The sequence below is a fragment of the Halorubrum sp. B52 genome, assembly GCF_059752555.1.
Genome location: NZ_MWTG01000007.1, coordinates 656,687 through 679,806 on the forward strand (window position 1 = coordinate 656,687; position 23,120 = coordinate 679,806).

Here is a 23,120-nt window from a genome sequence, read left to right on the forward strand (position 1 = left end):
TCATGGCGGTGATTCACGGGAAAGGAGGTGTGCGATCTGCCGGCCGGTAACCCACGCAACGGCGATGGGAATTACCCCCCAGATCGCCGTCTCGAGCAGCTGCACCCAGCCGGCAACCGTACTAAGTGGATGCCAGCGCACAGTGTCGCTGGCGGCCACGTACGCGGGCGTGGTGGCGCGCCACGAGGCGGGCTCAAACCGGACGGTGTAGAGGCCGGGCTCAGCGATGGTCTGTGTCGCGGTGCCGTTGGGCCCGATCGTGAGCCGCTCGCCGTTCACCCAGAGCTCGCCAGGGGGCGCGTCGGCCACAATCGGGCGGGTGGCATTCGAGTCGCTCGGCCGAATCGGCGCGTCCGTCACGGGATCAGTCAACGTGACTACGAGCGTTGCCGTCGACGCAGTGCGGTTCGTGAGCTGCACCGACAACTCGGGGTGGCGAATCGGCCGTTCGGTGGGCGTGACTGACGCCAGTGGCGCCGACACGCCACGCACGATCCCCTGCAATCGGACCGCCTCGGGTTGGGTCGCCGCACTCCGGACCGCCAGTCCGTACGATCGGGTGTACTCACCCTCAACCACGCCGACAGAGACGTTCTCGTGGAATCGGGCGGCCGGCGTCGGCGTCGTCACACCCCACACCGCCGTCAGGGTGGGGCCGTCACGGACGGGTGCGGTGCGCGGGCCGATACGTGACGGGAACGCGACCACCTCGAGCGGCGGTACAGACTGCGCCGACCGCACAGTCTCAGTCGCCCGCGCCACACGCAGGTGATCCCAGCGGGTGTCCCGCGCTGTATAGTAGCGCCAGACACCTCGGACGCGATGCGTTTCGTTGCTGGTGAGCGTGAGCCCGTGCCACGGCTGCCCCTGGTACACGGCGAGCCCCTGGCTCCCGTCCGGATACTGGGCCGTGTACGCGTCCGGGCGGAGCCGGTGGACCCACACCGAGCGCGTGTCGGTGACGGTGACCGTCTGTGTGGTCGCATTCGCCGACGTGCCATTGGGCGCTGTCGTCACCGCGATCTCGGCGGTGACGGTGAGCGGCTGTTCACCCACCCGCGTGGTCGTATACGACAGCGTCGGTGTCTGGGTGTTGGTGGTGTTCGCCACCTGGTCGCCGCCGATCGTCACAGTGACACGCCGCACCTCATGACTGACTACCGACTGATTTGCATCACGGGCGCCCCGCACCCGGTAATCGACGAGCGCCCGAACGGTCCCGTTCGGGGCGATATACTGCCGCGTGGTGGTCGCATCGAGCTGGACCCGCGTCGCGGGATGAATCGCGAAGACAGTGGCGTGTGCGTCAGCAATCGCGCCCTGGGAGACGAGCTCCGCATGCGGCGGATGAACGCTCGCATTGGCGCCACCCGGCTCGACGGCTGGGAACGTCCGGGCTGTCATAGCCGCAGCATGGGCGGGTGGCGCGTCGTACGTCAGATCCGTACACGTTGCCAGCTGTTGGGTTGGTGTTGGTGGATGATCGTAGGTAGCGTTGTACTGGGCGGGCGTGAGACAGGGATCTGGATCCCGGGCATCAACGGTCCGGGTCTCGTTGGCCGGCGGTGGGTCGACAGGGGTGGCTGCGGCGCTGACCGCCACCACTGACACCAGCGCCACCACCCCAACGGCGAGCCGGTGGCCCCACTGGAGCGAGCGCATGGGTGACTACCACGGGGTCAGCTCCACACACTCCGCGAGTGGGAGGTTCATCACGCTGCCCGCGACTGTGTACAGGGGCCCGAGGACGACCAGAATCACCGTCGATCGCAGCGCCGTCCGCTTGTGGCGTTTGAGCCCCTCGCGCTGTTCGGGCCGGAACGTGAACAGTTCGATCAGCGAGTCGGCCTGCCACACAATGACCAACCCGAGCAACCCGACGGCGGTGGTCAACTGGAAAAACCCGGAGATCATGCCGGGCAGCCGATCAACCTCACAGACGGCGCTCTCCTGGGCAGCCGCTGGCTCAACAGCGACGACCGCGACGATCAGACAACCTACTGCGACGCGGCGCCACACCGCGCGAGCCGGCACACGGGAGGGATCTGCTGGAGGGTCGGTGGCGGACATAACTTGGCATGAGGTGGCTGGGTCGTGCTACCACACAACAATGACATACTGCAAGCATCAAATAATAAATTTTGTGTTTAGTAATATATGAATACATGAATTGTCGTTCACGATTCTAGAATATTAACCAACAGCGGCCAACAGTCAATGGCAGTGTTGGTTAAGACCCGGTCGCAGGAGGGAGCCGATCTGGGCTGATGGCGCTTCCAGAGCTGGTCGGTATGTGGGTCGGGGCAGCGCTGGCGGCGCCAAGAGCCACCCACCCAGTGTCACGCTCGTGTAGTGACACGGTGACAAACCGGAGCGCACCGATAACCTCCTCACAGACGGGCGGCGCAAGTCGATGGAATCGACCTTTCGTGGCCGGGACCACTCTCCCGAGACCCTGTGTGTCAGGGACGTTCCCCGCCGCACAACAAGCGTGGCCAGCCGCGTGAAACGGCACAACGCGATCCCGCCGCCGGAGTCAACCGAGCTGGCACCCCAAGAGTTCGGAGCTCGTGGCACACGGAGTCAACAGTGACCGAAGACGGAGAAATCAGGCGACCGGCCCGAGGACGTGGACTGTATCGCAATGCTGGTGCCCGCCCAGTCACAGACCTCGAGACGATGATACGTGAATCCTGTACTGGCCGATCACTCCCCATATCGTGGGGTGGTACTGCTGATTTGGTTGGTCAGTACGCTGGTACGCTGTCCGTCAGCGTGGTCCAACTGCCAGCAGCGTGTCGCGACGGCGCTCGGAACAGCCCGCTGCCGGCTGGGGATTGGCCGCGACTGCATGTGGGAGCACCCAGTGTACGGTGGTGTCTCTGGGCTCCTGTCGCCGACCACTCCAGCGTGGACAGCGGTGTCAGCCGTTTGTACACGAGATATTGCGGGCGGGAGAAGGCTACTGACACCACTCAATTTTGTGTGCGAAAGCCCATCGTACGGGCGAATGGTGAACAATTGTCTGTGAGGAGGATGGTTTGAGCGCTCTGTTCAGGGTGCGATCTGGCGGCGCCCAGATGACGCACCATGTGCTACGATTCGATGGTGACTGATACGTGAGTGACCACCCTTCGAACAGTGTACACACGTGTGTGAGTTCAGGTAGCCGTACAGATACATACGTGCCGCTGTCGGTCGCGACTCGAGCCATACTTATATGTAGACCCTTCAGAGTCAGTGATATGCTGAAGCGCTCACTGCAGTGTCGCCGTGACAGCGCACGTTCGTGAGCGCCTCAGTTTCGTCACTGCTGACACCACTACTGCCTGAAGAGCTGCGGCTGTGCAGCTGCTCCCCTCGGTGGTCACGAGCAATCCATCCGTTCACAATGGCCACCACCCTGTTGTTGGCTCCTCGTGGGCTTCTTCAAGCTCGTGCCGGCGCTCACGTTCCGCCTGTAACTCTCGACGGAGCCGTTCGTTTTCGGCGAGCAGCGCTTCCACCCGGTCGGTGAGCTCGACGATTCGCTCACGCCGCGCGTAGACACGCTCAGGGTGGGTCGCTGGACGTCCAGACCCCTCACCCACCTGCGGATGTTCTGGCGAAGCAGACTCCGGCTCGGATGGGGCAGTTGATGGTGTGCTGTCCTGTGTGGGCGCGTCAGTCGCGGCGGTGGGCTCCGTCGCAGGAGCGGCGCTGTCTGTGGCGGCCGACGCCGATGTCTCGCCGTCGCCGCCCGAAGAGGTGGTCGGCTCGGGTGGCGTATATTCCTCATCAGTACGGGCGATTGCGCGTTCAATCGTTTTTTCGCCGTAGGTACTCCCGTCGGCGTAATGAACCGCATCCCACTTGTCACGGGCGAGTCCGGAGCGACGAAACAGCCGATCAATGCGGTGGGCATCGCAGCCGGTCCAAAACGCAAGCAGCCGACACAGCGCCATATCTGCCTCCGAGTGACTCTCATAGCCGCTCGTGGTGCCGTTCCACAGCCGCGTGAACTTCTCGCCGTTGGCGGCGTGTCGTGCACGCTCAAGCAGCTCCTCGTCTGAAAGCGCAGCCGCTCCGGATGTGCTGGTCGCTGTGTCGCCGGATGTGGTGTCGGTCGTGGCTGTGCGGGGTGCGGCCGCCGATCCGTCTGTAGTGGCGGCTGATTCTGCAGTTGCGTCCGCCAGCTCTGTCGCATGGAGCGTGTCGACGACATCGGAGCGTGCTGTAATTGTGGTGGGCGTTGCCTCGACGTGATCCCCGGTTACGGTAAAGAAGCGCGAGCGGTCGTACAGCTCGAGGTCGCCGGCTCGGTTCCGGCCCTCAGGGAGGGTCCCGGTGACAAGGATGTGATATCCGGTTCCCGAGGGGCTCACTTCAGTGTACGACTCAAGCTGATCGATGATCTGATCAGCCCACTCGGTGGGCGCACCTGTCTCAGGATCTCGGCAATCGTCAAGATCGATCCCGATGAGCGGATCGTCGGCGGTGAACACGAAGCCGAGCCCCTCGACACTGGTTGTTGTGACGGCCTCTCGGGCAGTCTGAAACGAGCGCCAGGTCTCGGGATTGGTCGTTGACGCAAACTGCGTCGTGCCGGGGATAATCGGCACTTTGGTGGGTTTCTTGTCGCGTTGGTGGGGCCGCCAACAGACCCATTGGTCACGGTCGACGAGCGCTGCTGGAAGGGCATCAGCGGTAGGCGGGAGTCCCATCGCAATCGTGGGGGGCGTTCACACGCCAGGCGCAAATAAATACCGTCACGACGACACTATGGACTGTCCCGTCTCATCTCGGCCTGCAATGTACTGGAGTTCGCCGCTCTGAGGTGACCGAACGGATCGGCCAGACCGCATGTCCACAGGGTGTGATCAAAACTCCGTCTTGGCTGGGGGTTGGTTGAACTGGCCTCCGCCCAGCACAGTGGTGGCGCGCTGCCATCCATTACCAACAGCAGTGCTAGCGAGAGTCGGTGCCCGCATGGTAGGGGATGTACTCCCGTGTGTCGGCCGGACTGGGACGGATCTCAGACGTGGCGCGAAGGCCGACGATGTGGTCCGATCGGTCGGTGGTCGCAAACAGATCGATAGCGGTGTGTGGTGGCTTCCCGGGACCGTGAGGACAGGCCGACTGGATCGCATCGAGTCAGAACACCATAATCTATTCATGAGATGCCTCAGACAATGTCAATAGGGACCATTGGTCCCTGCTGGGAGCGGGTTTCCCTCCCCCTCACCGAACCCGCACTCCCTTCGAACTGATACCGGCTGCCGGTTCTGCCTGTCGTCGGGCGGGTATCGCGAAGCGCCCGGGCTGTCCCCGCCCGGGCCAGAGGCACACCGGCCTCAGCACGTGACAAGAAACGGGGTCGTTATGCGTCCACCACGACCAGCGACGAATACGCTCACAACTTGACCACCTCCCGCGCCTGAAGACGCGGGAATCCCATCACGGGATTTCAGGCCGAGCGTGGCCCTCTGGTATCAGTCGTGGGGTGCTGACGCATCGTCCAGATGTGTATCCCGCACCGACTGGAACGTGTACACGTCGGTGAGCCCGGGTTGGTCAATCGTGAACACGGCAGGGCGGGTCTGTTCGCCGTAGGTTTTCTGTACTCGTGGCTCGCCGTCCGGTGGCGTGTTGAGCGCCGTAATGAGGTCATGGGCGGCTTCACGGTTTTTCACGATCCAGATTGCGGCGTCCGGCTTTTGGGCGGCCAGCTTGTCGTAATCCTCGGGGACGGCCCGGGTGACGTCGTGGTTGATGCGTTCGGCCTCTAGGGCGGCAACAACGTCGCCCGCCTCGTCGACGGCGGCCGCATCAAGCCGGCCCTCGGGCACCTCGTAGTACTGCTCAACTGTGACCGCTGGAGAGTCCGGCGCTTCAACGTACTCGGCCGCCAAGAGTTGCGTCCCAACCTCGACCATCGCCACATGCAGACTCGACTCGCTGAGGTCGCCGGCGCCAGCGCCGTGGGCAACCCCCTCACGGTGGCGGACGCCAATCGCATCGCGACCGTCCGGGGTGACTGTGTACAGCGTGTGTGGATACCGACAGTCACGGCTGATGAGGCCAGCCTCGCGCAGCTCATCAAGTTCGTCCGCATCAATCCCCACGTACTCGCCGAGCCGACGCATGCTGTCGCGGGTGATGTCGTATTCGAGCGCTGGGTCGTACTGTCCCTGATGGGCCGAATAGACGGCCTGCAGAAAGCGGAGGCCGGCGTCGCTAATCGGGCTCTCCTGGCGTTCCGCGTACGTGAGCTTGAGTGGCAGAGCACAGATCGGACAGTTATCGCGATCCACCGACTCGGGGTCGTGACAACAGCTGATCGCCGCCCGCAATCCGTCGGGCGCGGGATCATAGCGAGTCTCACAGGCGACACAAGCGAGTGCGTGGCGCTGCTCATCGTACATCACCGGATCAGGCAACCGCTTGGTGTACGGGAGCGCCGAGTCAATCCGTGACGGCTCGGTCGTGCTCGTGTCTGTTGGGTCAGTACCCGTGTCGGTGTCGTCTGAGCCGGTCGTCGCCTGAGTGGTCTGCAGGTCAAGCCCGTACGCGGTGCGGGTCCGGTCGCGACACGTGTCGATCCGAGCGGCAGCCGTGGTTTCACGCGCCGGCCGGAATCCGTCGCTGTCCGGATGCCCCGGTGGGAGCGGCGCACTCGCGAGCAGAAACGGCGCGGGTGGCGTCTCGTTGAACGGCGCCGGCAGCCGCACCAGCCACTCGCCACGCGAGAGGGCGCGCAGCCGGTTGCCGATCGCCGCTGGATCCTGCGCTGCGGTCGCGAGCCGCGTTGTGAGCGCGTCATCGACGGGCACGCTCCCGGTGACGATGGTGGAGACGTTGTTGAGCAGCTCCAGATACGCCGCCTCATCACGCACCCGCAGCTGGCCCGGGAACTGCGTCGCCAGCGTGACGCTACAGCCGAACGAGCGGGATTGGGCCAGCAGGTCATCGACGATTCCCGAGGCGACGAGTTGGGCCGCCTCCTCCAGATACAGATTGACGAGTGGGCGATCGCTGGGGTCCGTCGTTTGGGCGCGCCGGCGCAGCGCAGTCCACAGCTTCGAGAGCACCGTCCGGGTGAGCGCCTGCTGGCTCTCCGTGCGAAGCCCGCCCGTATCGATGATGACGACCGCATCCTCGTCGATCACCGCCCGCAGATCGAACTGTGGATCGCCCTCCACGGGGACGTGATCAAAGAGGTGGCCCAGCCGTTCGTCGAGCGGGATCTTCTCGATGCGGTTGTGGACGCCCTGGAGCAACTCGTCAAACGATTGTTGGGTGTTTGCGGCGACGTTGTACAGCATCGATTGGAGCTCGTCATCGACCACCGGCGGGGGTTCACCGGTTTCATGAAAGCGGGCGGCCGCTTGTTGGAGCTCGCGGTGCGCGAACGCGTCGCTCCCATGGACGGGATCGAAGAGCGCTTTCACCAGCTGGCGGATGATATCGGGCGAGCGCACCGCCTGGTAGAACCGCTCCTCGCCCATGATCCCGGCCAGAATCTCGATGTAATGATCCGTGCAATCCTCGACGGCCGTTGCCCGGTCGATCCCCGCAGCGAGCTGTGGCCGGATGTCGAAAAACGAGATGGCGGGCAGCGTCGTCGCACAATCAAAGTAGTAGACGTCCTCGAGTGAGCCGTACTCGGCGTAGTGCACGCGGAGATACGCCTCGGCCATCGCGTCGCCTTTCGGCGTGATGAGAACCTCGGCGCCGTCCGTGGCGGCGTGATTTGCGAGCAGTCCCGTGATCAGACTCGTTGATTTGCCCGAACCCGTCTTGCCGAACCACGCCACGTGCAGCGACTGCAAGCTCGGCGGGACCGCGATCGCGTCGGCGACGGGCTCGCCGTCCTGATCGAGCGGCTGTCCAAGCGTGAGCCCGGGCGTCTGATACCGGGCGAGCTGGTCGTCGGGCGGTGGTGGGAGAGCGGTGCGATCGGCGGTGGGCGGCGCGACGGCGCGGCTCCCACTTGCGGTGAGCGCGGTGCCATCGACGAGGCCACACGCGGGGGCACTCGCCGCGTCAGCGACAATCCCGCGGCTGCGATTCCGCGTCCACGGAAGCTTGTTGGTGAGCGTGTCATAGGCGGGCTTGTGGACAGTCCAGTCGCGAATCGCCGTCGCCACCGCGGCTGGATTCTCCGTCTTTACTCGGGCATCAATGGTGTAGTAGCGGCCGGACAGCTCGGTGAGCGTGCCGGCGAGCCGCTCAGCGATCGCGGGCGCATCGGCACCCCACACCAGACACCGGGCGTTGACAACGAAGGCGTGTTGCGGGTCGGTGTCAGTGAGTGCGTCGATGCGTCCAACGGCCGGATCCGCGGCCGCGCTCGCGGAGTCGGTGTCCACCTCAATCTCGCCAACGAGATCAGCCATCATGCGGCTCGCTGGGGTATCCCGGCCCGCCTCCAGCTGGTGGACCCGATCGCGGACCGTCACCCGGTAGTCGCGAAACGGCTGACACACCGCTTGGTAGGTCGCCCCACCCGGTGTGTCAGCCAGCGTTTCCGCGACCGCGGCGAGTGGGAGACGGGCGTCATCGCTGTCCGTAAACGCGTCGAGCGGCGTCAGGCGGGTCTGCCAGTCGTCACGGCGCTCCGCATCACCCACCCACTCGACGGCGGCGACGTCGTCACCCGTGGGCGCACCGTCGCCATCGAGGTCGGGGACCGCAGGCGGTGTGGCTGGGGTGAGTTCGTACTCGTTCGGACAGGCCGTCCGTACTGCCTCCCGCAGCGTCTCGGTTGGCGCCCCCGTGACGCCGACGTACAGCTCGAGGGTGCCGGTGGTGTCAGCCGGACTGTGGAGTCGCCACTCGATTGTTGGCTGTGTTGGGGTTCCAATGAGGCGATTCCGCCAACTGGACGTGGTGTGGGTGGTGAGTCCGTGGAGGCGCCGAAACCCCTGTTCGACGGTCGCTGCTGTCAGTGGGGTGGCTGTCGGGCGAATCCGGAGGTGCGTGTGATCCGGGGTCTCAGCAGGGTGGGACTCAGCAGAGCGCCCCATAGTATGCGTGGCATTCACACACATTAGTAAGAAAGTTACGGTGTCTGACATCTGAATCAAATTGCGGAATTGCCGGCTCCCCGGTGATGGCGGTTCCATCTGAGCGCTCGCAGTATGGCGCGTCCGGTGGATCGGAACTGCTCGCCTGCCGGATTGTGGCGCTCCCAAGGGGTGGGAGCGCTCATGGCCGAATCCCACTCTCCGAGCGGGCGCGTCACGTTCGGTGACGCTGACGCCCGCGCCGACCAGATGCATCAGGCGATCGATCAGTGGCTCAGCGAGCTCGTCGACGCAGTTGATGAAGCGCGTGCCAGCGAGCAGTTCCAGCGGTGGCTTGAGGTCCAGCGTCGATTTCATGACTACTCGCACCGGAACACACTGCTCATCACGTTGCAGTGTCCCGACGCGACGAAGGTTGCAGGGTACCGGACGTGGCAAGACGAGTTTGACCGACACGTGACGGAAGGCGAATCAGCGATCTGGATCTGGGCACCGCTCATCTCACCGCAGTGTCCCGAGTGTCACAACAGCCCCTCGTATCACGGGGAGACTGACTGTGCGTACGACGAGACGCCACCCGACGAGTGGGACGAGGGGGTGGTCGGATTCAAACCCGTTCCCGTCTTCGACGTCTCACAGACGGAGGGCGAGCCGCTGCCCGAGCTGGAGACGGACGCAACGGGGAACGCTGATGACCTGTTAGCTAGACTGCTCGCGGCGGCCGACGAGCTCGGCGTGACCGTCGACGTGGTGCGTGCTGATGCGTGGACGCACGGTGATGCGGATGGTGTGTGTCGCCATGTCGACGAGACGCCCCAGATTCAGGTGCGAGAAGCTGCACCCGCTGCGGTGGCGGGGACGCTCATCCACGAGTACGCCCACGCGCTGTTACATGATCCAGCGGACACTGCCGATCGAGAGGCTCGCGAGCTCGAGGCCGAGGCGGTCGCGTACGTTGTCGGGCGGCACTATGGCTTGGAGATGGATGGGTCAGCGCTGTATCTTGCGGCGTGGAGCGACGCCGACACCGACCAACTCTTCGAGCGATGTGAGCGGATTCGGGAGACGAGCACGACTTTAATCAAGGCGATTGCTGCCCAGAGCGGTTCCACTGTCCATGGCTAGGCGACGGTCTCAGCCGCTGGCAGCCAGACAACTTATTCATGACCTCGTGAACAGGTGTGTATGAGTGGTATCGAGCTTCGAGATGAGACGCTCTATGTGGAACGCGAGCCGAACCAGTTGGACGAGCTGGCGATAGCGTTCTCACGAATTCTTGATCAGATCGGAATCAAACACGTGTACATCGCTGGGTACGTGTCGATACTCGCAGGGCGGGCCCGGTCAACCGAGGACGTCGACGTGCTCATCGAACCGATCGATGAGCCAACGGCAGAGGAACTTGCGACAACACTCGAAACGGAGGGGTATTGGGGGCCGGCGATGCCGCTCACGTCGATATACGAGATGCTCGAGAACGGCGATCCGATCTGGGTTGCGCCAACAGATCAGATCACTCCACATCTCGAAGTGAAGATCGTCGATGATGAGTTCGATCATGCGTCGGTCTCCAACGCAATCTCAGCCCAGATTGACGGTGAATCGATCCCAATCGGCCCGCTTGAGCTTCAGATCGCGTACAAACTGCATCTTGGTGCCCAGAAAGACCTCGAAGACGCAGTCCACCTGTACACCCTCTTTGAGGAAACCCTTAGTGTGTCCCGGCTCGAAGCGTGGGTACATCGACTCGATGTCGACGCCGAATATGACCGACTCAGAAACGCCTGATCAGCTCGATGCGAAACACGAGCGCAATCGTGAGCAGCGCATCGCGGCGATCAAACGCTGGGTGGCGTACATTCAGTCAGAGCCGCCCGATGTGTGGGGGCCACAGCAGAATGCGGTCGTCAACGGTCAACTGACTGCCGCCCAACACGTGGCAACCTCAGCCGCCCATCAGCAGCATGTGGCCGATGTTGCCCAAGATATTCTTGCGCTCCAAGACGATGCCAGCGACGAAGCGGGTTCGCGAGACAATCGCTAGTCGATCTGGGAACTGTCGCCGGCTGCTGGAGATCGGTGCTCAGGAACCGAGTCTGATAGAGTTACAAGCGCATACCCCCGTCTTTAGGCGGGGGTCGAGCGGACAATAGTGTACACCTCCACCGACGACACTACGGCTGGATTTCCCATCGATTCACCACCAGTATTAAGACATCTTGATACATAGTATACAACGCAGATGAAGACCACACGGCACGCGACTTACAACCTCAATTACCACATAGTATGGGTGCCGAAGTACCGCAAATCGGTACTCGTCAACGAGGTCGCTGACCGTGTGCGAACCATTCTCCACGAAATTGCCGACGACAAGGGCCTCGAAATACTCGATCTTACCGTCCAGCCCGACCACGTTCACCTGTTTGTCAGTAGCCCACCCAAGAACGAACCGGCACTGCTGGCCAACTGGTTCAAGGGCATCTCCTCGCGCAAGTACAACCACCGCCACGCCGACCACGACGGCGAGAAAATTGGATGGGCACGAGGATACTACGCAGGGACCGCCGGGCAGGTTTCGAGTGAGACTGTCGAGAACTACATCCAACAACACACGGAGGGCGACTCGTGACCGAACTCACGAAGACGCTCGAACTCAAGCTGGTTGAGCCGAACGCGCACAAGCGGCGGAAACTCCGTGAAACGCGAGAAGCCTACCAGCACGCCCTTCAAGATGCGTTCGATGCTGAATGTACCACGCAGACCGAAGCGAACGATGTGGTGGTCACCTACGATCTGAGTGGGTACGCGAAGAACGCGCTCAAAAAGTACGTCCCGCAACTCACGACGACGTACAACGCGGACGAACTCCACGACGACCACCCTGTCCGGTTCACCAACGAGGGCCTACGACTCGACCACAAGCCCGAGAACGCTATCGAGTGGTACGTCAAAATCCCGCACCACGAGGACTACCACCTCTGGATGCCAGCCCAACCGAATCCCGACCAGCGGGACTGGCTGGAAGCGTTGAACGCAGGAGACGCGGAGATGGGCGAGAGCCAGCTGTTTGAGCGGGACGGGACGTGGTATCTCCACGTCACCGCTACCCGCAACGTCGAGGAACTTTCCGAGGTATCCGCCGAAGAACGGACGCCCATCGGAGTGGACATCGGGGAAGCATCACTCGTCACGGTGTGTCACCGCGACGATCACGGTTCCCCGACCGCACCTGAACTGTGGGCCGACGAAGGGAAGACCGTTCGTCAGCGCCGTAAGACCTACTTCACCGCCAAGCGCCGACTCCAGACGCGCGGAAGCGAGCGTATCGTGGAGTCGTTCGGTGACGACCTGTGGAACCAGATAGACGACGTGTTCCACCGCGTCACCCGCGAAGTCATGGAGTATGCCGAGTCCGTCAAGAATCCTGTTCTCGTTCTGGAAGACCTGACGTACATACGGGAGTCGATGGACTACGGCGACTTCATGAACCGGCGTCTCCACGGATGGGGGTTCGCCAAACTCCACGCGCAGATACGCTACAAAGCCGTCGAGAAGGGGATCCCCGTCGAGACGGTGAACCCACGTAACACGTCGAAGGAGTGCCACGCGTGCGGTGAGGTAGGATACCGCCCCAGACAGGCGACGTTCAAGTGTACGAACGACGCTTGCTGGATGGGCGAGTACCAAGCGGACGTGAACGGCGCGATAAATATCGCAGATCGCTACCTCAGTGGAGAGAGCCATTCAAGAGAACACACGGATGGCGATGACTCGGCTGAGGATGGGGGGCGTTTGACCGCCCCACAAGACACCCAAGCCGATGCTGACACCCAGCAGGAGACGCTTGGGACGTATGCGTCTTGAAACCAGAGGGCTACACTCGGCCTGAAATCCCGTGGTGGGATTCCCGCGTCTTTAGGCGCGGGAGGAGGTCAATAATAGGTTTCGACCGGGACCCCTAGGCGGTTGAAATCCTCGACGTTGTCTGTGAGGACTGCGTCATCGAGGACGTCAGCCATCGCAGCGATGTAGCCGTCATTCGCCCCGACACCCGCGTTTGTGCCAGCACGGTCATCTGCCGCCGCGAGGAGTTCACCAGCTCGCCGCGCGATCTCGTCATCAACTTCGATACGGGGATACCCCAGCAGGCGATTGTGCAGCGTCTGTTCAGTGGTGGTGCTGCGAGCTGTAGCGACCCCATAGTACGCCTCCGCGACCACCGGCGTCGGCAACCACTGCATCTCGCCGTTTTCGGTGAGTTCTGCACCCTTCGAGAACGCATCCGGATCTTCCGCCATAAGGTCGAAGAGGTACGATGAATCGATGATCATTCAGTGTTGGTGTCGGCGTCAAAAGCAGCTTGGGCAGCGTTCAAACGGTCGCGGTCACGTCCGCGCAGATCTGCCACCGCCTCTTTGGCTGCGTCGGCCTCTTCCTCAGTCAGGAGTCCGGCGACATCATCCGGGTGCGGACCACGCGTCATGCGACGCAGCGTTTCTTCCATCGTTTCGTCATCCTCCTTGTGTGCAGTCAGCCACTCGTGGTATTCCTCCGATACTCGAATGGTTTTGACCATGTGATATATTGAGATATATGTGTTTAAGAAGTTTTTGAAACAAATTACACCCAGTACAGTTTGGAATATATTCGAATCTCTCAACAACACCACCGCTTTAACACCGGATTGGTGCCACCAAGTCTGCTGGCTTGCTTTGTCGCAAGTGTGGGTTTGTGGGGTGCCTTGAGGGGTGGACACCATGTCCAAGCAGTCACCGTCCCCGGATCAATCCGGGATCGAGACGAGGTGTACCGAAACGGTTGAGATGACCACCGCCGATCAGGTTGCGCAGTATCTGATCGAAGACCAGATGGCGGATCTCACGGATGCGATCCGTGAAGCCGTCCAGAACGGGGTCGACAGTCCTGACTCGTCACGTGTTCTGGTGAGCGTTACGCCCAAGCGCACCGTTGTGTGTGATGACGGCACTGGCGTCGATCTGAACAGTGAGACAGGAACGCGGGATCTCTCCGTGCTTGGAGCCGGGACGAAAGAGCGTGCAGATGACACTACCCTCGGTGAGTGGGGGATCGGGACGGGTGCGATCATCGCGAAAGGGGCCGTGCGCATCTGGAGCGACCGGCACGCGCTCTGTTTCGACTATCAGGATCAGCGCGAGACGGGCCCGTTCGCAGACGTGGCTGGGCGTGAGGGAGTCGTCGTCGAGACGCCCCACGCGTTCGACGGCGTCTGCGTGACCATTGACCATTATGCGGGTGAGGTGCCCGACCCCGACAGCTACCGGTGGCGTCGAATCGTCGAGCGGCTGCGTGAGCGGTTCGCGTATCTCACCTTCCGGACGGATGTCGCCATTGTCGTCAACGGCGCACCCGTCGATCGCGGGCACCCATTCGAGGCGGTCGCTGACAGTCGGGTGACCGTGACGCGCGAGACCGACGACGCGTATCTCGCGATCGAGCATGCGCCTGAGGACGGGTTGGATGTGTACAGCAACGGCCTCTTCGTCACCACCGATCATGACGCCGGCGTGGGTGGTGTCGTCGTCACGAAGGGAAACCTGACGCTCAACTTCGGTCGGACGGCGATCCAGTCGGGGTGTGAGCAGTGGGGGCGGATCCAGGAGGCGATCGCTGACGCCCGGATCGATCTGTACGACCAGTTGCGCGACGGCGCGCTCGGTGGCCAAACGCGCGCGACGATGGCCGAACTCCTGGTCAGCGACGAGACGCTACGCGAGCGCTGGCGCGATCGCGATCTCTTCCAGCTGGTGACGGAGACGCCGGTGAGTCTCGCCCAGATTCACGCCGCCCCACAGATCGCATGCCAAGAGGGCGCCAGTCACGGCGCGGATGCACTCGTCGAGCGGGGCGCCATCATCCTCGATACGACAGATCCGGCCACCAAGCGGCTGGCGTCGGCGGCCGCAGAGAGTGACACCGACGTTGCGCTGCCATCGCGGTTTGACGTCGCGACACGGGCCGAAGAGGCGGGTGTTTGGCAGGGATATCACCGGCTGGCAGACACCGACCTCTCAACGCGGCAGGCGCGGTATCTCTTGTTCGCGCGAGCGCTCGCCGATGCGATTGGGATCGATCGGACGATCCACTGGGGTGAGGCAAACGCAGACGCGTGGACAGACGGGCGGACGCGGATCGTCCTCACTGATTCGACTGTGACGAGCTCGAAACGCGCCGTGTGGACCCACGATCTCTTTCTCACGCTGTGTCACGAGGTGGCTCACGATCGGTCAGATAAGCGCCGAACCGCGCATGGACGACGGTTCGAGAGCCGATTTCGTGAGCTCGTCGAGGAGCCCGAAGTGCGGGCGGCGTACTCAAAGCTGGTGACGGCAGTCCACGATCAGGGGTTCCAGCCGGTGTTCCGCGAGCGTGGTGTCTCGCTCAGCTAAGCGGCGTTCCCGGTTCGTCAATACCAACGAGATCCTCGCGAAGCTCACCAGGATTTTTTTTTTTTGTTCACCACGGGCCCCCTGCAGTAGTAGTTCGTGGAGCCGACAGAGTAAGTCCCGATCCAGCTCAGCACCCCCTCGGAGGGCTTGAATACCAGTTGTGATCGCCTCAACGTAGTTTTGTGCCTCCGCGATGTCAGCGCGTTCTGTCTCGGTCTGGCCAGGCTTTTCACCAGCTTCTCGCCGGTAGATGTCTGACAGAGTGAGCCGGGTCGTCGTCTCGATGTTCGAGGAATCGACAGCCTCGCGGTGGATGAGTGGACTCAAAATAACTTCGGGCGAATCAAGCCATGTGTCAAGGTCAGAAAGCTGGCCCACGGCGTACATCGCGTTCCCATTCTTGGTAAGGAGGTCATGAGTCGCGTCGAGATCCGGAGGGAGTGGATCCGGACTGAACGTAAAGATGCCATCAACCATCTCAACCTCACCGGGAGGAGATCCAGCAAAATCTTCAGGTCGGATTGTTTTCCATACCACGTCCCCACGCCAATATAGATAACGATTTTGCTGTTTGCCTATCCAAATTAGATACTTTGTGTTCTAAGATAGATTTAAGCTAGAGGAGCTATCTTAATCACCTGACTGTAAGGAGGTCCTCCTTCTTGCTCTCGGACTTTTTGGTAGCCTCGATCAAACCGACTCGGTGGTTTCTGGCTCGCCGCGATGGGCGCCGGCGAGCCAATCGCTGGCGTGATACGATGTCGACACGGTGTCAACTCCGGTTCGTCCGTACCCTCGACGCAGGCCGGACGACCAATCCGACCGACCCAGTCGCACAGGTGTACACTCACGCCGACGGATACCCTGAGGGCGTCCTCGGCCGGCTCCACCAGCTCAAGCAGCTACTGGAGGCGACCACGAGCGTGCGGGGGCCAGCATACGCGGCCGCCCAGTACGTCTTCCTCGAGAAGCTGCGATCACTGGCGCTGTACCTGGATCCGTCACGGGACGCCGATCGACGCGTCGACGCAACCTCACCCGCCGACGTCTGTGACCCGAGTCGGCTGCAGCATCTGTCCCAGCCGCTGTTTCTGCTCGGGCATGGGATGGAGGATCCACGACAGGGAATCCACGGCGATGAGGAGTATCTGTACATCGTTGCCATCCCCGAGTACAGGCTCGAACAGGTCGAGCCACCGGCGTGGCAGGTCGCCGTGAGCGAGCAGTGTGGCTTCCCGCGGTGGGACACCCAGACCAACGGGGCATTTTGTGAGGCAACGTGGGAGTTCGAAGGGCCGCTTGCAGCGGCGATCGACCAGCTCACTTGTTAACCAACAGCAACAGCGAACTCTGTTGGTTAATAGACCGAGTGTGCGTGTCCAGCGGTAGGAGGACAAACGTCCGTTCCATGCGAGCACTGCCCGTTCTTTTGCCCTCCAGCGACCGCTACAGTCGGCTTGCCGCACTCGCACATTTTAACTGCTTGTCGGCCGACCAACTGATTGAACGTAGCATGAACCACTCCAGCTCAGGTGACTCTGGTGTGTCCTCAGATCTCCTTGTCGAACTCGTCGAGACACTCGAAGCCAACGGGCTGGCGCGCGATTCGTATCAGCTCTACGATTCTGTCGATGTTGAGGCACTTGACCAACTAGTCGAGTCATCTGCCAGCGCTATCGACGTCCGCATTACAGTGGAGGGAATCCATCTCTCCATCACGCAAGACGGCGTCGATGTCGTCGACAAGCCGGCCAACATCCCACCTCGGTAGCGCGAGCGGCCTCGTGTCTGTACGAGGGGGGTGACTTTCGCATGAAACGTCGATCTTTAAATGATGGACCAGTGATTTCTGCATTGGAATGTCTGACCTCATCGTCAACGCGGCCGTGAAGGACTCACTCTCGGACCAGAACGTCGCGGCAGATTTCTACGACGCCCTCAACGATGAGGTCGCCGAACTGCTCGAGGATGCGGCGGAGCGTGCCGAGGCCAACGACCGGAAGACGGTCCAGCCCCGGGACCTATAGGCTTGAGTATACAGAGGATGACGAGGGACGGGTTACAGTAGAGATCGAGCCGGTTTATAGGCTGAACAGGCGCAATACCACGATCTTCAAGTCGTGGATACGCGCCGCCATTTGGGTGAACGTCCACGTTCGACGACTTTCCCTGAATTTTGGACCACTGGCGCTTAACTGACAGGCAACCCTATTGGCAGGTAGGAATCGGTCGGAACGGAGCGGATTCCGAACCGTCCTTCGGAGGTCGTTCGAGAGAGCAAAGCTCTCTCGTGATGACGAAAATCTCCGATTTTCGAACCACGGCCTGTTCGCCCACACAACGAGGCAGTCTCCGAAAGAACGGTCGGTGAACGCCACATCCCCCGAAGGGTGTGCCGACTGCTCAAAGCACGCAACACGATACCCCAACTCCGCTGAAGCCTGTCGGCGTCCCTGTGGCAAAAACAACACCAGGACGCCGTACACGAGCAAGGATAGGGTTGACATCCTCCCCGCGCTAAAGCGCGAGGATTCCTCCGTTGGGGGTTCGGCTACCGACCCACGGAGGCAACTTGCGGGTTTGTGCGCGCTTCTTTGGGACTTTCGTGAAGGTGTGGTTGCCCCGACCAATCGTGGTCGTCCCACTCGAATCGCACGGGCCGTGCCATCGGCCTGACTTCGCAATCGCTGTGTTCTCGAAGGAACGTCTCTGACGCCGTGAGGTCGGCGTGGCCCTCGAACCCACACGGACACGTCAGTGCATCCCCGTGGCGAACCGTCTCCTCGCGATCGCCACACTCAGGACACGTCTGAGAAGTCCACGCTTCCGACTCGGCTTCGAGGCTGATACCGTATTCTTCACAGACGCACGCGAGACGGTGGATGAACTGCTTGAACGCCCAGAAGTTGTGCGTCTTCTCGTTCACCCTGACCGACCAATGCGTGTCCAGCACGTCGGTCAAATCGCCTACGTACACCGTTTCCACGCCCTCGTCGTACAGTCGTTCAACGAGGTCCCGTACCAGCGCGTTCTGTGCGTGGTTACGGCGTTTCGTCCGCTGTCGGTACAGCCGTCGAATCCGTTTCGAGGAGTAGCGTCCCTCTCGGAGTTTCGATTGGAGGCGGGCGATTTCGTCTGTCGTCTCGTGGAATCGTCCGAACAACTCCCGACCGTCGTAGAGGTACTGGTTCCCAGTGGTCGTCGAACAGGCGACGAGATTGTTTGCGCCAACGTCGAGGGCGGCTTCGTGAGAAGCCAGTGGTGAATCCAGCCGAGAATCAGGTACAGAGACTGGTTGGAAAGCCCTGAACGTGTCGCTCACTTCGTCGTACTCAAGTTCCAGACGACCCTGTTTGCCGTCCCACTTCGGGTTGCCTCGGACTTCGAGGCGGAGTCGTTCGTGGTAGCCGAGTCCGTATTCGTCTTTCAGTTCTTGCCCGACAGGGATTTCGAGACGGCTACGCTCTCCCCACTGAATCGTGTACTGGTCGTTTCGGATGTAGGTGCGGAGTTCGCGTCCGTCCTCTTCGTTGCCCCAGTACGACGGTGGGTTGGCGTACTCGCCTCTCTCCTTGAGGGCGAAGAACGACCGCCACGCTTCGCTGTTCTTGCGCGTGACCTGTTGGACGGTCGCGCTACCGACGACACCGTTGTAGCGCCCTCGGTACTCGGAAGTGTCCCACACGTCGCCGTCACCGAAGTAGTTTTGACGACGTTCGTAGGTCAGTTCGTTCCACAGAGAGGCGGAGGCGTCGAGTAGTCGTAGGAGGCACTCTTTGTCGTTGTCTGTCTGTGGCACGATGTCGAAGGTGTTGACGCGCTTCATTCGTCGTCACCTTCCTGTTCAGCGATGTAGCGTTCGATCGCGCCCTTCGAGGAACTTCCCGCCGTTCCGACGTAGTACGAACGAGTCCACTTCACGCGGTCGTCGTACCGCTGGTTGTACTTCCGCGCGGAGATACCCTTGATCCAGTTGACGATGAGTGATGGGGCGTTCTTCGGTGGACTCCCGATGAACAGGTGTACGTGGTCGGGCATGACCTCGGACTCGGCCAGTTCGAGGCCCTTGTCCTCACAGATTTCCGCGAAGATGGCTTCGAGACGTTCCTTCGTCTTCCCCGTCAGGTGCGAACGTCGATATTTTGGCACGAACACTATGTGGTAATAGAGTTCGTATTTCGCATGACGGGTACTCTTTACCATCTATGTATACTATCATAGTTGAGGAGCTTAAAGATTGTGTTATAACCCCGTCTATGCCACCGTCAGTGGTTGAATACTGTTGATCGGCTTCATCCCCGCCCTGAAGGGCGAGGCTTTCGCCTCGAATTTCCGTAATCGGCGTCATACTTATGGTCGCTATTACCGTGATTCTGGCGGCCGTTATCGGGACGTTCGTGCTCGGCCTCGGTGACTCGCTCGGTGACAGTCAGCCGAGTTCGCAGTTGAGCGTCGCTGACGCAGGTTCCGGAACGATTACAATCGAGCACAACGGTGGCGATCCAGTCGATAAAGGTGACCTCAACGTTGTCGTCCGGAATGACGGAGCCTCTGTCGGAAATACAGAAACCATAACCAACCTCACCAGCGTCAGTGCGGGTGAGCTTGGCGTTGGTGAGACTGTCCAGTTAGATTACACCACGGGCTCCAACACAATCGATAATGTACGCCTGATTCACACGCCGTCTGAATCGATCATCCTCGATAGCCGCGTAGAAACGGACGACTTCGGCAGCTGGTCCGTCTAACCTGGTATACGCTGCACTCAATTTTCTATTTTTATAACTGAATAGCCGCAGGACTGGTTGTAGGCCCCTGCTATTCCTCAGCCCGGAGTAACACCTCCTCTTCGCTGTACGGTCCCGACCGCACCAACACGATCGTCCGATTCGAACCTGCGGTGTCGACGGTCACACTATCACCGGGTTCGACACAGCCATACTCACCCCAACGGTGGGACGTCTCGACGTCATCGTCAATGAGGAGCTCGTCGGCCGGGATTGCGTCGCCGCCGGTGTGCGTCACCTCGATCGAATTGGCACCGAACGATGCCGTGAACGTGGCGTCAACGCCGGAGACACACAGACCACGATTGGGGACGTGGTTGCGCGCAACCCCGCGGCAAACGCGTCGCGGCGATAGTCGACGATACCAGCGAGCAGACGATCGTTCACACGGACGGACAGGGGATGCCCACGATAGCGCTCACCTACGAACAGGCTGGCGTTGAAGGGACGGAGACGCTGCGTGTCGAAGCCGGCGCCAGGAGCGGAGCGACGCCGTCGACCGTCCGTATGGCCGACGGCCCGAGCGGGACGTACGCGATCACGTCCGGGCTCACCGGAGCGACTGTCGAGACCAGTGGCGACGAGCTGACGATCGAAGCACGAGCACTCTCGATGAATCGCCGGCGACGGTTCACGTCTTCCCGCAGGCGGCCATGAGCGGCGACACGGACACGCTCGCGATCGACGCCGATGCGGCCTCACCCTTTCTACGTCCACCAGGACGGTGGATGGTTGGCCGAGCGTCGTGACCAGCTGGACAGGTGTGTCCATGACGGCCCGCCCCGCGCGTCGCTGCCGCCCTCCGCTTGCTCACGGTTCACTTCGTTCACCGTTCGCATCGAGGCGCTCCCTGCGGTCGCGCCTCGCTTCGCTCGCGACCGACCATTCCGGGCGTGCGGCGCCCTCCCTGCTCGCGGGTCGCTGCGCTCCCCGCTCGCTCGCCCGTGGCCTCTCTGCGGTCGGCCACGCGCCGCGCGGTCGCCGTTCCGGGCTAAACTGCATGTGCCCTCGACGCCAGCGGGAAAGCGCAGGAGGTTGCGCGGTATGTCTGCTCACCCCCCACGCTTTCTCCGCTGGCCGCTCGCTCCGGGCGGTCTCGCCGCGCGGGGCTGGTTGGTAACCTTCCTGAGATGCGCTCTCGCTCGCGCCCGGGAGGGCGCTCGCGAAGGCGCGAGCGAGAGCGCGCAGACAGCTCTGTCGGTCGATGTCGTCGGAAACCCGCGATGTCGGAGTATCCCGGTGGCAGCGCGTGAGCGCCTTCGGAATCTGATGTGATTCCAATGTTCAGTACCAACGCGAGCGGAAAGGTCGTTACGGTGGATGAACAGGTATTCGAGAAGACAGACGAGCAGGCGGTCGATGAAGACGGCTTCCCGGTCGTCGACGAGACGCCGTTATTCGAGGCGACGGTCGAACAGGAAACGCAGGCAAAAGTGGACGCCAACCACCCTGAGACGGGGGTACACGGATTATCACTCGCAGCCGAGGAGAAAGCGATGGCGCGCGAGGCTGAGAAGGCGCGCACCCGAGTACGGTGGGATCGCCGGCAGCACTCCGACCGGGAAGCCCGGACGCGACAGATTGCAGCAGATGGGAGTCGCCAGCGGCGCGATGTGTTCGCTGAGCGGCGCGCCGCGGTGGACCCGTGGGCGGGCCCGAGCCAACCAGATCCCCGCGAGTCGCTCACCTGCGATGAGCTTGCGTCGATAAACGAGGCAGCCCAACGGATCGCCACGACTCGACGTGGATGGACGGCGGCAGCGGTGAGCAGACAGCTTGCCCAGCGGGTCGCGGAGGGCAGTGAGATGACGACAGCGGTGGTCCGGGTGGCCGAACAAGTACGGACGGGGCCCGGCACGGTCATCCCAATTGACGCAGTGAGCGATGCTGGCCGTGGGACGGTGAGCATCGCCGGCAAGTGGGTCGACGACTGGGATCCAGCCACCCCGGCCATTAGCCAGGTCGGGCTGCTCGCGGATGACACCGGACAACTCAAGGTGACCATCTGGACAAAATCGGATCAGCCACGCATCAACGAGGGCGAACGCGTCCGACTGTCCAACGTCAAGACAAGCTGGTACGACGGACGCGTGTCGGTGGCACTGACGCGCCGCTCGCGGGTTGCGTTCCCCCAGCGCAACCGGTGGTGGGACGCGTAGGCCAGGGTTGCCATTTTTTGCCGTGAGGGCGCCGCCACTGACAGTCAGTAAGTACGGTAGCTTCCTGGTGATCGGTGTGGCCGAACCGTCCAGCCACGCCCCACCGCCCCACCCACCGCTCCGTGCTCGCTCCCTGTGGTCGCTGCGCGCGCAGCCACAACCGGCATCAGCCTGTGGGGAAGCAACAGTACACGGTACGATCCTTATGTCAGACTGCTGTGGATTCCCAGCCCGGGTGTCTTGAAGTAGGTTTCAGGATGAGAGACGATTAGCCACAGCACCTACTTACTGTCAGCATATATCATCAGTTACAATGCAAACTCGGCTTGTCCAACCGACCGACTTCCAACTTCTTGATGCGCTGTCGGATGGTCGGCGGGATACAGCCGCCAACCTCGCCGTGAAATGCAACAAGGATCGCAATTATCTCAATACACGACTCCCAGTTCTCGCTGATGAAGGACTCGTTCGCCGAATCGGACCGGCTGAGACGTCTGGCTTATATCAGATCACACCACGTGGGATTGCGGCAGTCCACAATCAATCGCTGTATGAAGAGGACCGCGAACAGTTTGAGGCGGCTCTCTCCGAACAAGCGTCGTTGATTACAATCATTGAGCCAGCTGTGCATCAGGCCTCGGTGTCGGCTGAAACAGATACATCGGAGGGGCCGGACGATTTGAAACGATAACTCGCTCGCGTTTCAACAGATCCACGGAGCCGCGTTCCAACACA

At 61.8% G+C, this 23,120-nt stretch carries 23 protein-coding genes; 13 read left to right on the forward strand and 10 right to left on the reverse strand.

All coding sequences use genetic code 11. From position 1 onward, the window contains the following. The 4 genes from B4V04_RS04715 to B4V04_RS04730 all read right to left on the reverse strand — a co-directional run bounded on the left by B4V04_RS04715 (position 1) and on the right by B4V04_RS04730 (position 9,008). A complete protein-coding gene (locus B4V04_RS04715; protein ID WP_498229594.1) occupies positions 1 to 1,662 on the reverse strand; it encodes a DUF8186 domain-containing protein in 1,662 nt (553 codons plus the stop codon). Between the two features lie 6 nt (positions 1,663 to 1,668). Beyond that, entirely contained in the window at positions 1,669 to 2,070 is a 402-nt protein-coding gene (locus tag B4V04_RS04720) for a DUF7985 family protein (protein ID WP_498229596.1), read from the reverse strand. A 1,316-nt stretch (positions 2,071 to 3,386) separates the two neighbouring features. After that, positions 3,387 to 4,703, reverse strand: coding sequence for a phage NrS-1 polymerase family protein (locus B4V04_RS04725; protein WP_498229598.1), 1,317 nt, complete (start codon positions 4,701 to 4,703; stop codon positions 3,387 to 3,389). Positions 4,704 to 5,471: 768 nt separating this feature from the next. Continuing rightward, a complete protein-coding gene (locus tag B4V04_RS04730; RefSeq protein WP_498229951.1) occupies positions 5,472 to 9,008 on the reverse strand; it encodes a type IV secretory system conjugative DNA transfer family protein in 3,537 nt (1,178 codons plus the stop codon). Between the two features lie 183 nt (positions 9,009 to 9,191). Between B4V04_RS04730 and B4V04_RS04735 the strand changes: the two genes are divergently transcribed. From B4V04_RS04735 to B4V04_RS04755, 5 genes are all read left to right on the forward strand, one after another. Next, positions 9,192 to 10,133: a DUF955 domain-containing protein gene (locus B4V04_RS04735; protein WP_498229600.1), complete on the forward strand. Its 942-nt coding sequence runs from the start codon at positions 9,192 to 9,194 to the stop codon at positions 10,131 to 10,133. Between the two features lie 60 nt (positions 10,134 to 10,193). After that, positions 10,194 to 10,796, forward strand: a complete 603-nt coding sequence (locus B4V04_RS04740; protein ID WP_498229602.1) for a hypothetical protein — start codon at positions 10,194 to 10,196, stop codon at positions 10,794 to 10,796. Next, positions 10,774 to 11,052 carry a DUF8150 family protein gene (locus B4V04_RS04745; RefSeq protein WP_498229604.1) on the forward strand — a complete coding sequence of 93 codons (279 nt, stop codon included), beginning with the start codon at positions 10,774 to 10,776 and terminating at the stop codon, positions 11,050 to 11,052. The genes B4V04_RS04740 and B4V04_RS04745 overlap by 23 nt, the downstream gene beginning before the upstream one ends. A 198-nt stretch (positions 11,053 to 11,250) precedes the next feature. Next, positions 11,251 to 11,640 carry an IS200/IS605 family transposase gene (gene tnpA, locus B4V04_RS04750; RefSeq protein WP_498229606.1) on the forward strand — a complete coding sequence of 130 codons (390 nt, stop codon included), beginning with the start codon at positions 11,251 to 11,253 and terminating at the stop codon, positions 11,638 to 11,640. Further along, a complete protein-coding gene (locus B4V04_RS04755; protein WP_498229608.1) occupies positions 11,637 to 12,875 on the forward strand; it encodes an RNA-guided endonuclease InsQ/TnpB family protein in 1,239 nt (412 codons plus the stop codon). The genes tnpA (B4V04_RS04750) and B4V04_RS04755 overlap by 4 nt, the downstream gene beginning before the upstream one ends. Positions 12,876 to 12,943: 68 nt before the next feature. On the opposite strand, the gene B4V04_RS04760 is transcribed toward B4V04_RS04755, so the two are convergent. Both B4V04_RS04760 and B4V04_RS04765 read right to left on the reverse strand, forming a co-directional pair. Next, positions 12,944 to 13,342, reverse strand: a complete 399-nt coding sequence (locus B4V04_RS04760) for a PIN domain-containing protein (protein WP_498229610.1) — start codon at positions 13,340 to 13,342, stop codon at positions 12,944 to 12,946. Further along, positions 13,339 to 13,587, reverse strand: a complete 249-nt coding sequence (locus B4V04_RS04765) for a hypothetical protein (RefSeq protein WP_498229612.1) — start codon at positions 13,585 to 13,587, stop codon at positions 13,339 to 13,341. Before B4V04_RS04765 ends, B4V04_RS04760 begins: the two co-directional genes overlap by 4 nt. A 247-nt stretch (positions 13,588 to 13,834) precedes the next feature. Here B4V04_RS04765 and B4V04_RS04770 point away from each other — a divergent pair, with 247 nt between their 5' ends. Next, complete coding sequence (locus B4V04_RS04770; protein ID WP_498229614.1) at positions 13,835 to 15,439, forward strand: ATP-binding protein; 1,605 nt, start codon at positions 13,835 to 13,837, stop codon at positions 15,437 to 15,439. Here B4V04_RS04770 and B4V04_RS04775 read toward each other — a convergent pair. Beyond that, a complete protein-coding gene (locus tag B4V04_RS04775) occupies positions 15,365 to 15,916 on the reverse strand; it encodes a Fic/DOC family N-terminal domain-containing protein (RefSeq protein WP_498229616.1) in 552 nt (183 codons plus the stop codon). The genes B4V04_RS04770 and B4V04_RS04775 overlap by 75 nt on opposite strands. Positions 15,917 to 16,197: 281 nt before the next feature. Between B4V04_RS04775 and B4V04_RS04780 the strand changes: the two genes are divergently transcribed. The 3 genes from B4V04_RS04780 to B4V04_RS04790 all read left to right on the forward strand — a co-directional run bounded on the left by B4V04_RS04780 (position 16,198) and on the right by B4V04_RS04790 (position 17,466). Beyond that, the gene (locus B4V04_RS04780) at positions 16,198 to 16,770 is read left to right on the forward strand and encodes a hypothetical protein (RefSeq protein WP_498229618.1); all 573 of its coding nucleotides are present in this window, start codon (positions 16,198 to 16,200) and stop codon (positions 16,768 to 16,770) included. Between the two features lie 212 nt (positions 16,771 to 16,982). After that, positions 16,983 to 17,210, forward strand: coding sequence for a HalOD1 output domain-containing protein (locus tag B4V04_RS04785; protein WP_498229620.1), 228 nt, complete (start codon positions 16,983 to 16,985; stop codon positions 17,208 to 17,210). A gap of 88 nt (positions 17,211 to 17,298) precedes the next feature. After that, a complete protein-coding gene (locus tag B4V04_RS04790; RefSeq protein ID WP_498229622.1) occupies positions 17,299 to 17,466 on the forward strand; it encodes a DUF1931 domain-containing protein in 168 nt (55 codons plus the stop codon). 524 nt (positions 17,467 to 17,990) lie between these two features. Here the strand turns inward: B4V04_RS04790 and B4V04_RS04795 are convergent. After that, the gene (locus B4V04_RS04795; RefSeq protein ID WP_498229624.1) at positions 17,991 to 19,265 is read right to left on the reverse strand and encodes an RNA-guided endonuclease InsQ/TnpB family protein; all 1,275 of its coding nucleotides are present in this window, start codon (positions 19,263 to 19,265) and stop codon (positions 17,991 to 17,993) included. Next, on the reverse strand, positions 19,262 to 19,642 hold the full coding sequence (gene tnpA, locus B4V04_RS04800; RefSeq protein ID WP_498229626.1) for an IS200/IS605 family transposase: 381 nt from the start codon (positions 19,640 to 19,642) through the stop codon (positions 19,262 to 19,264). The genes B4V04_RS04795 and tnpA (B4V04_RS04800) overlap by 4 nt, the downstream gene beginning before the upstream one ends. Before the next feature lie 134 nt (positions 19,643 to 19,776). Between tnpA (B4V04_RS04800) and B4V04_RS04805 the strand changes: the two genes are divergently transcribed. Then, a complete protein-coding gene (locus B4V04_RS04805; RefSeq protein WP_498229952.1) occupies positions 19,777 to 20,187 on the forward strand; it encodes a type IV pilin domain-containing protein in 411 nt (136 codons plus the stop codon). 70 nt (positions 20,188 to 20,257) lie between these two features. Here the strand turns inward: B4V04_RS04805 and B4V04_RS04810 are convergent, their stop codons facing one another. Beyond that, on the reverse strand, positions 20,258 to 20,464 hold the full coding sequence (locus B4V04_RS04810; RefSeq protein ID WP_498229628.1) for a hypothetical protein: 207 nt from the start codon (positions 20,462 to 20,464) through the stop codon (positions 20,258 to 20,260). A 164-nt stretch (positions 20,465 to 20,628) separates the two neighbouring features. Between B4V04_RS04810 and B4V04_RS04815 the strand changes: the two genes are divergently transcribed. The 3 genes from B4V04_RS04815 to B4V04_RS04825 all read left to right on the forward strand — a co-directional run bounded on the left by B4V04_RS04815 (position 20,629) and on the right by B4V04_RS04825 (position 23,076). Beyond that, positions 20,629 to 20,883 carry a hypothetical protein gene (locus B4V04_RS04815; RefSeq protein ID WP_498229630.1) on the forward strand — a complete coding sequence of 85 codons (255 nt, stop codon included), beginning with the start codon at positions 20,629 to 20,631 and terminating at the stop codon, positions 20,881 to 20,883. A gap of 623 nt (positions 20,884 to 21,506) precedes the next feature. Beyond that, a complete protein-coding gene (locus B4V04_RS04820; protein WP_498229632.1) occupies positions 21,507 to 22,385 on the forward strand; it encodes a DNA-binding protein in 879 nt (292 codons plus the stop codon). 313 nt (positions 22,386 to 22,698) lie between these two features. Continuing rightward, the gene (locus tag B4V04_RS04825) at positions 22,699 to 23,076 is read left to right on the forward strand and encodes an ArsR family transcriptional regulator (RefSeq protein ID WP_498229634.1); all 378 of its coding nucleotides are present in this window, start codon (positions 22,699 to 22,701) and stop codon (positions 23,074 to 23,076) included. The last annotated feature ends 44 nt before the right edge of the window (positions 23,077 to 23,120 follow it).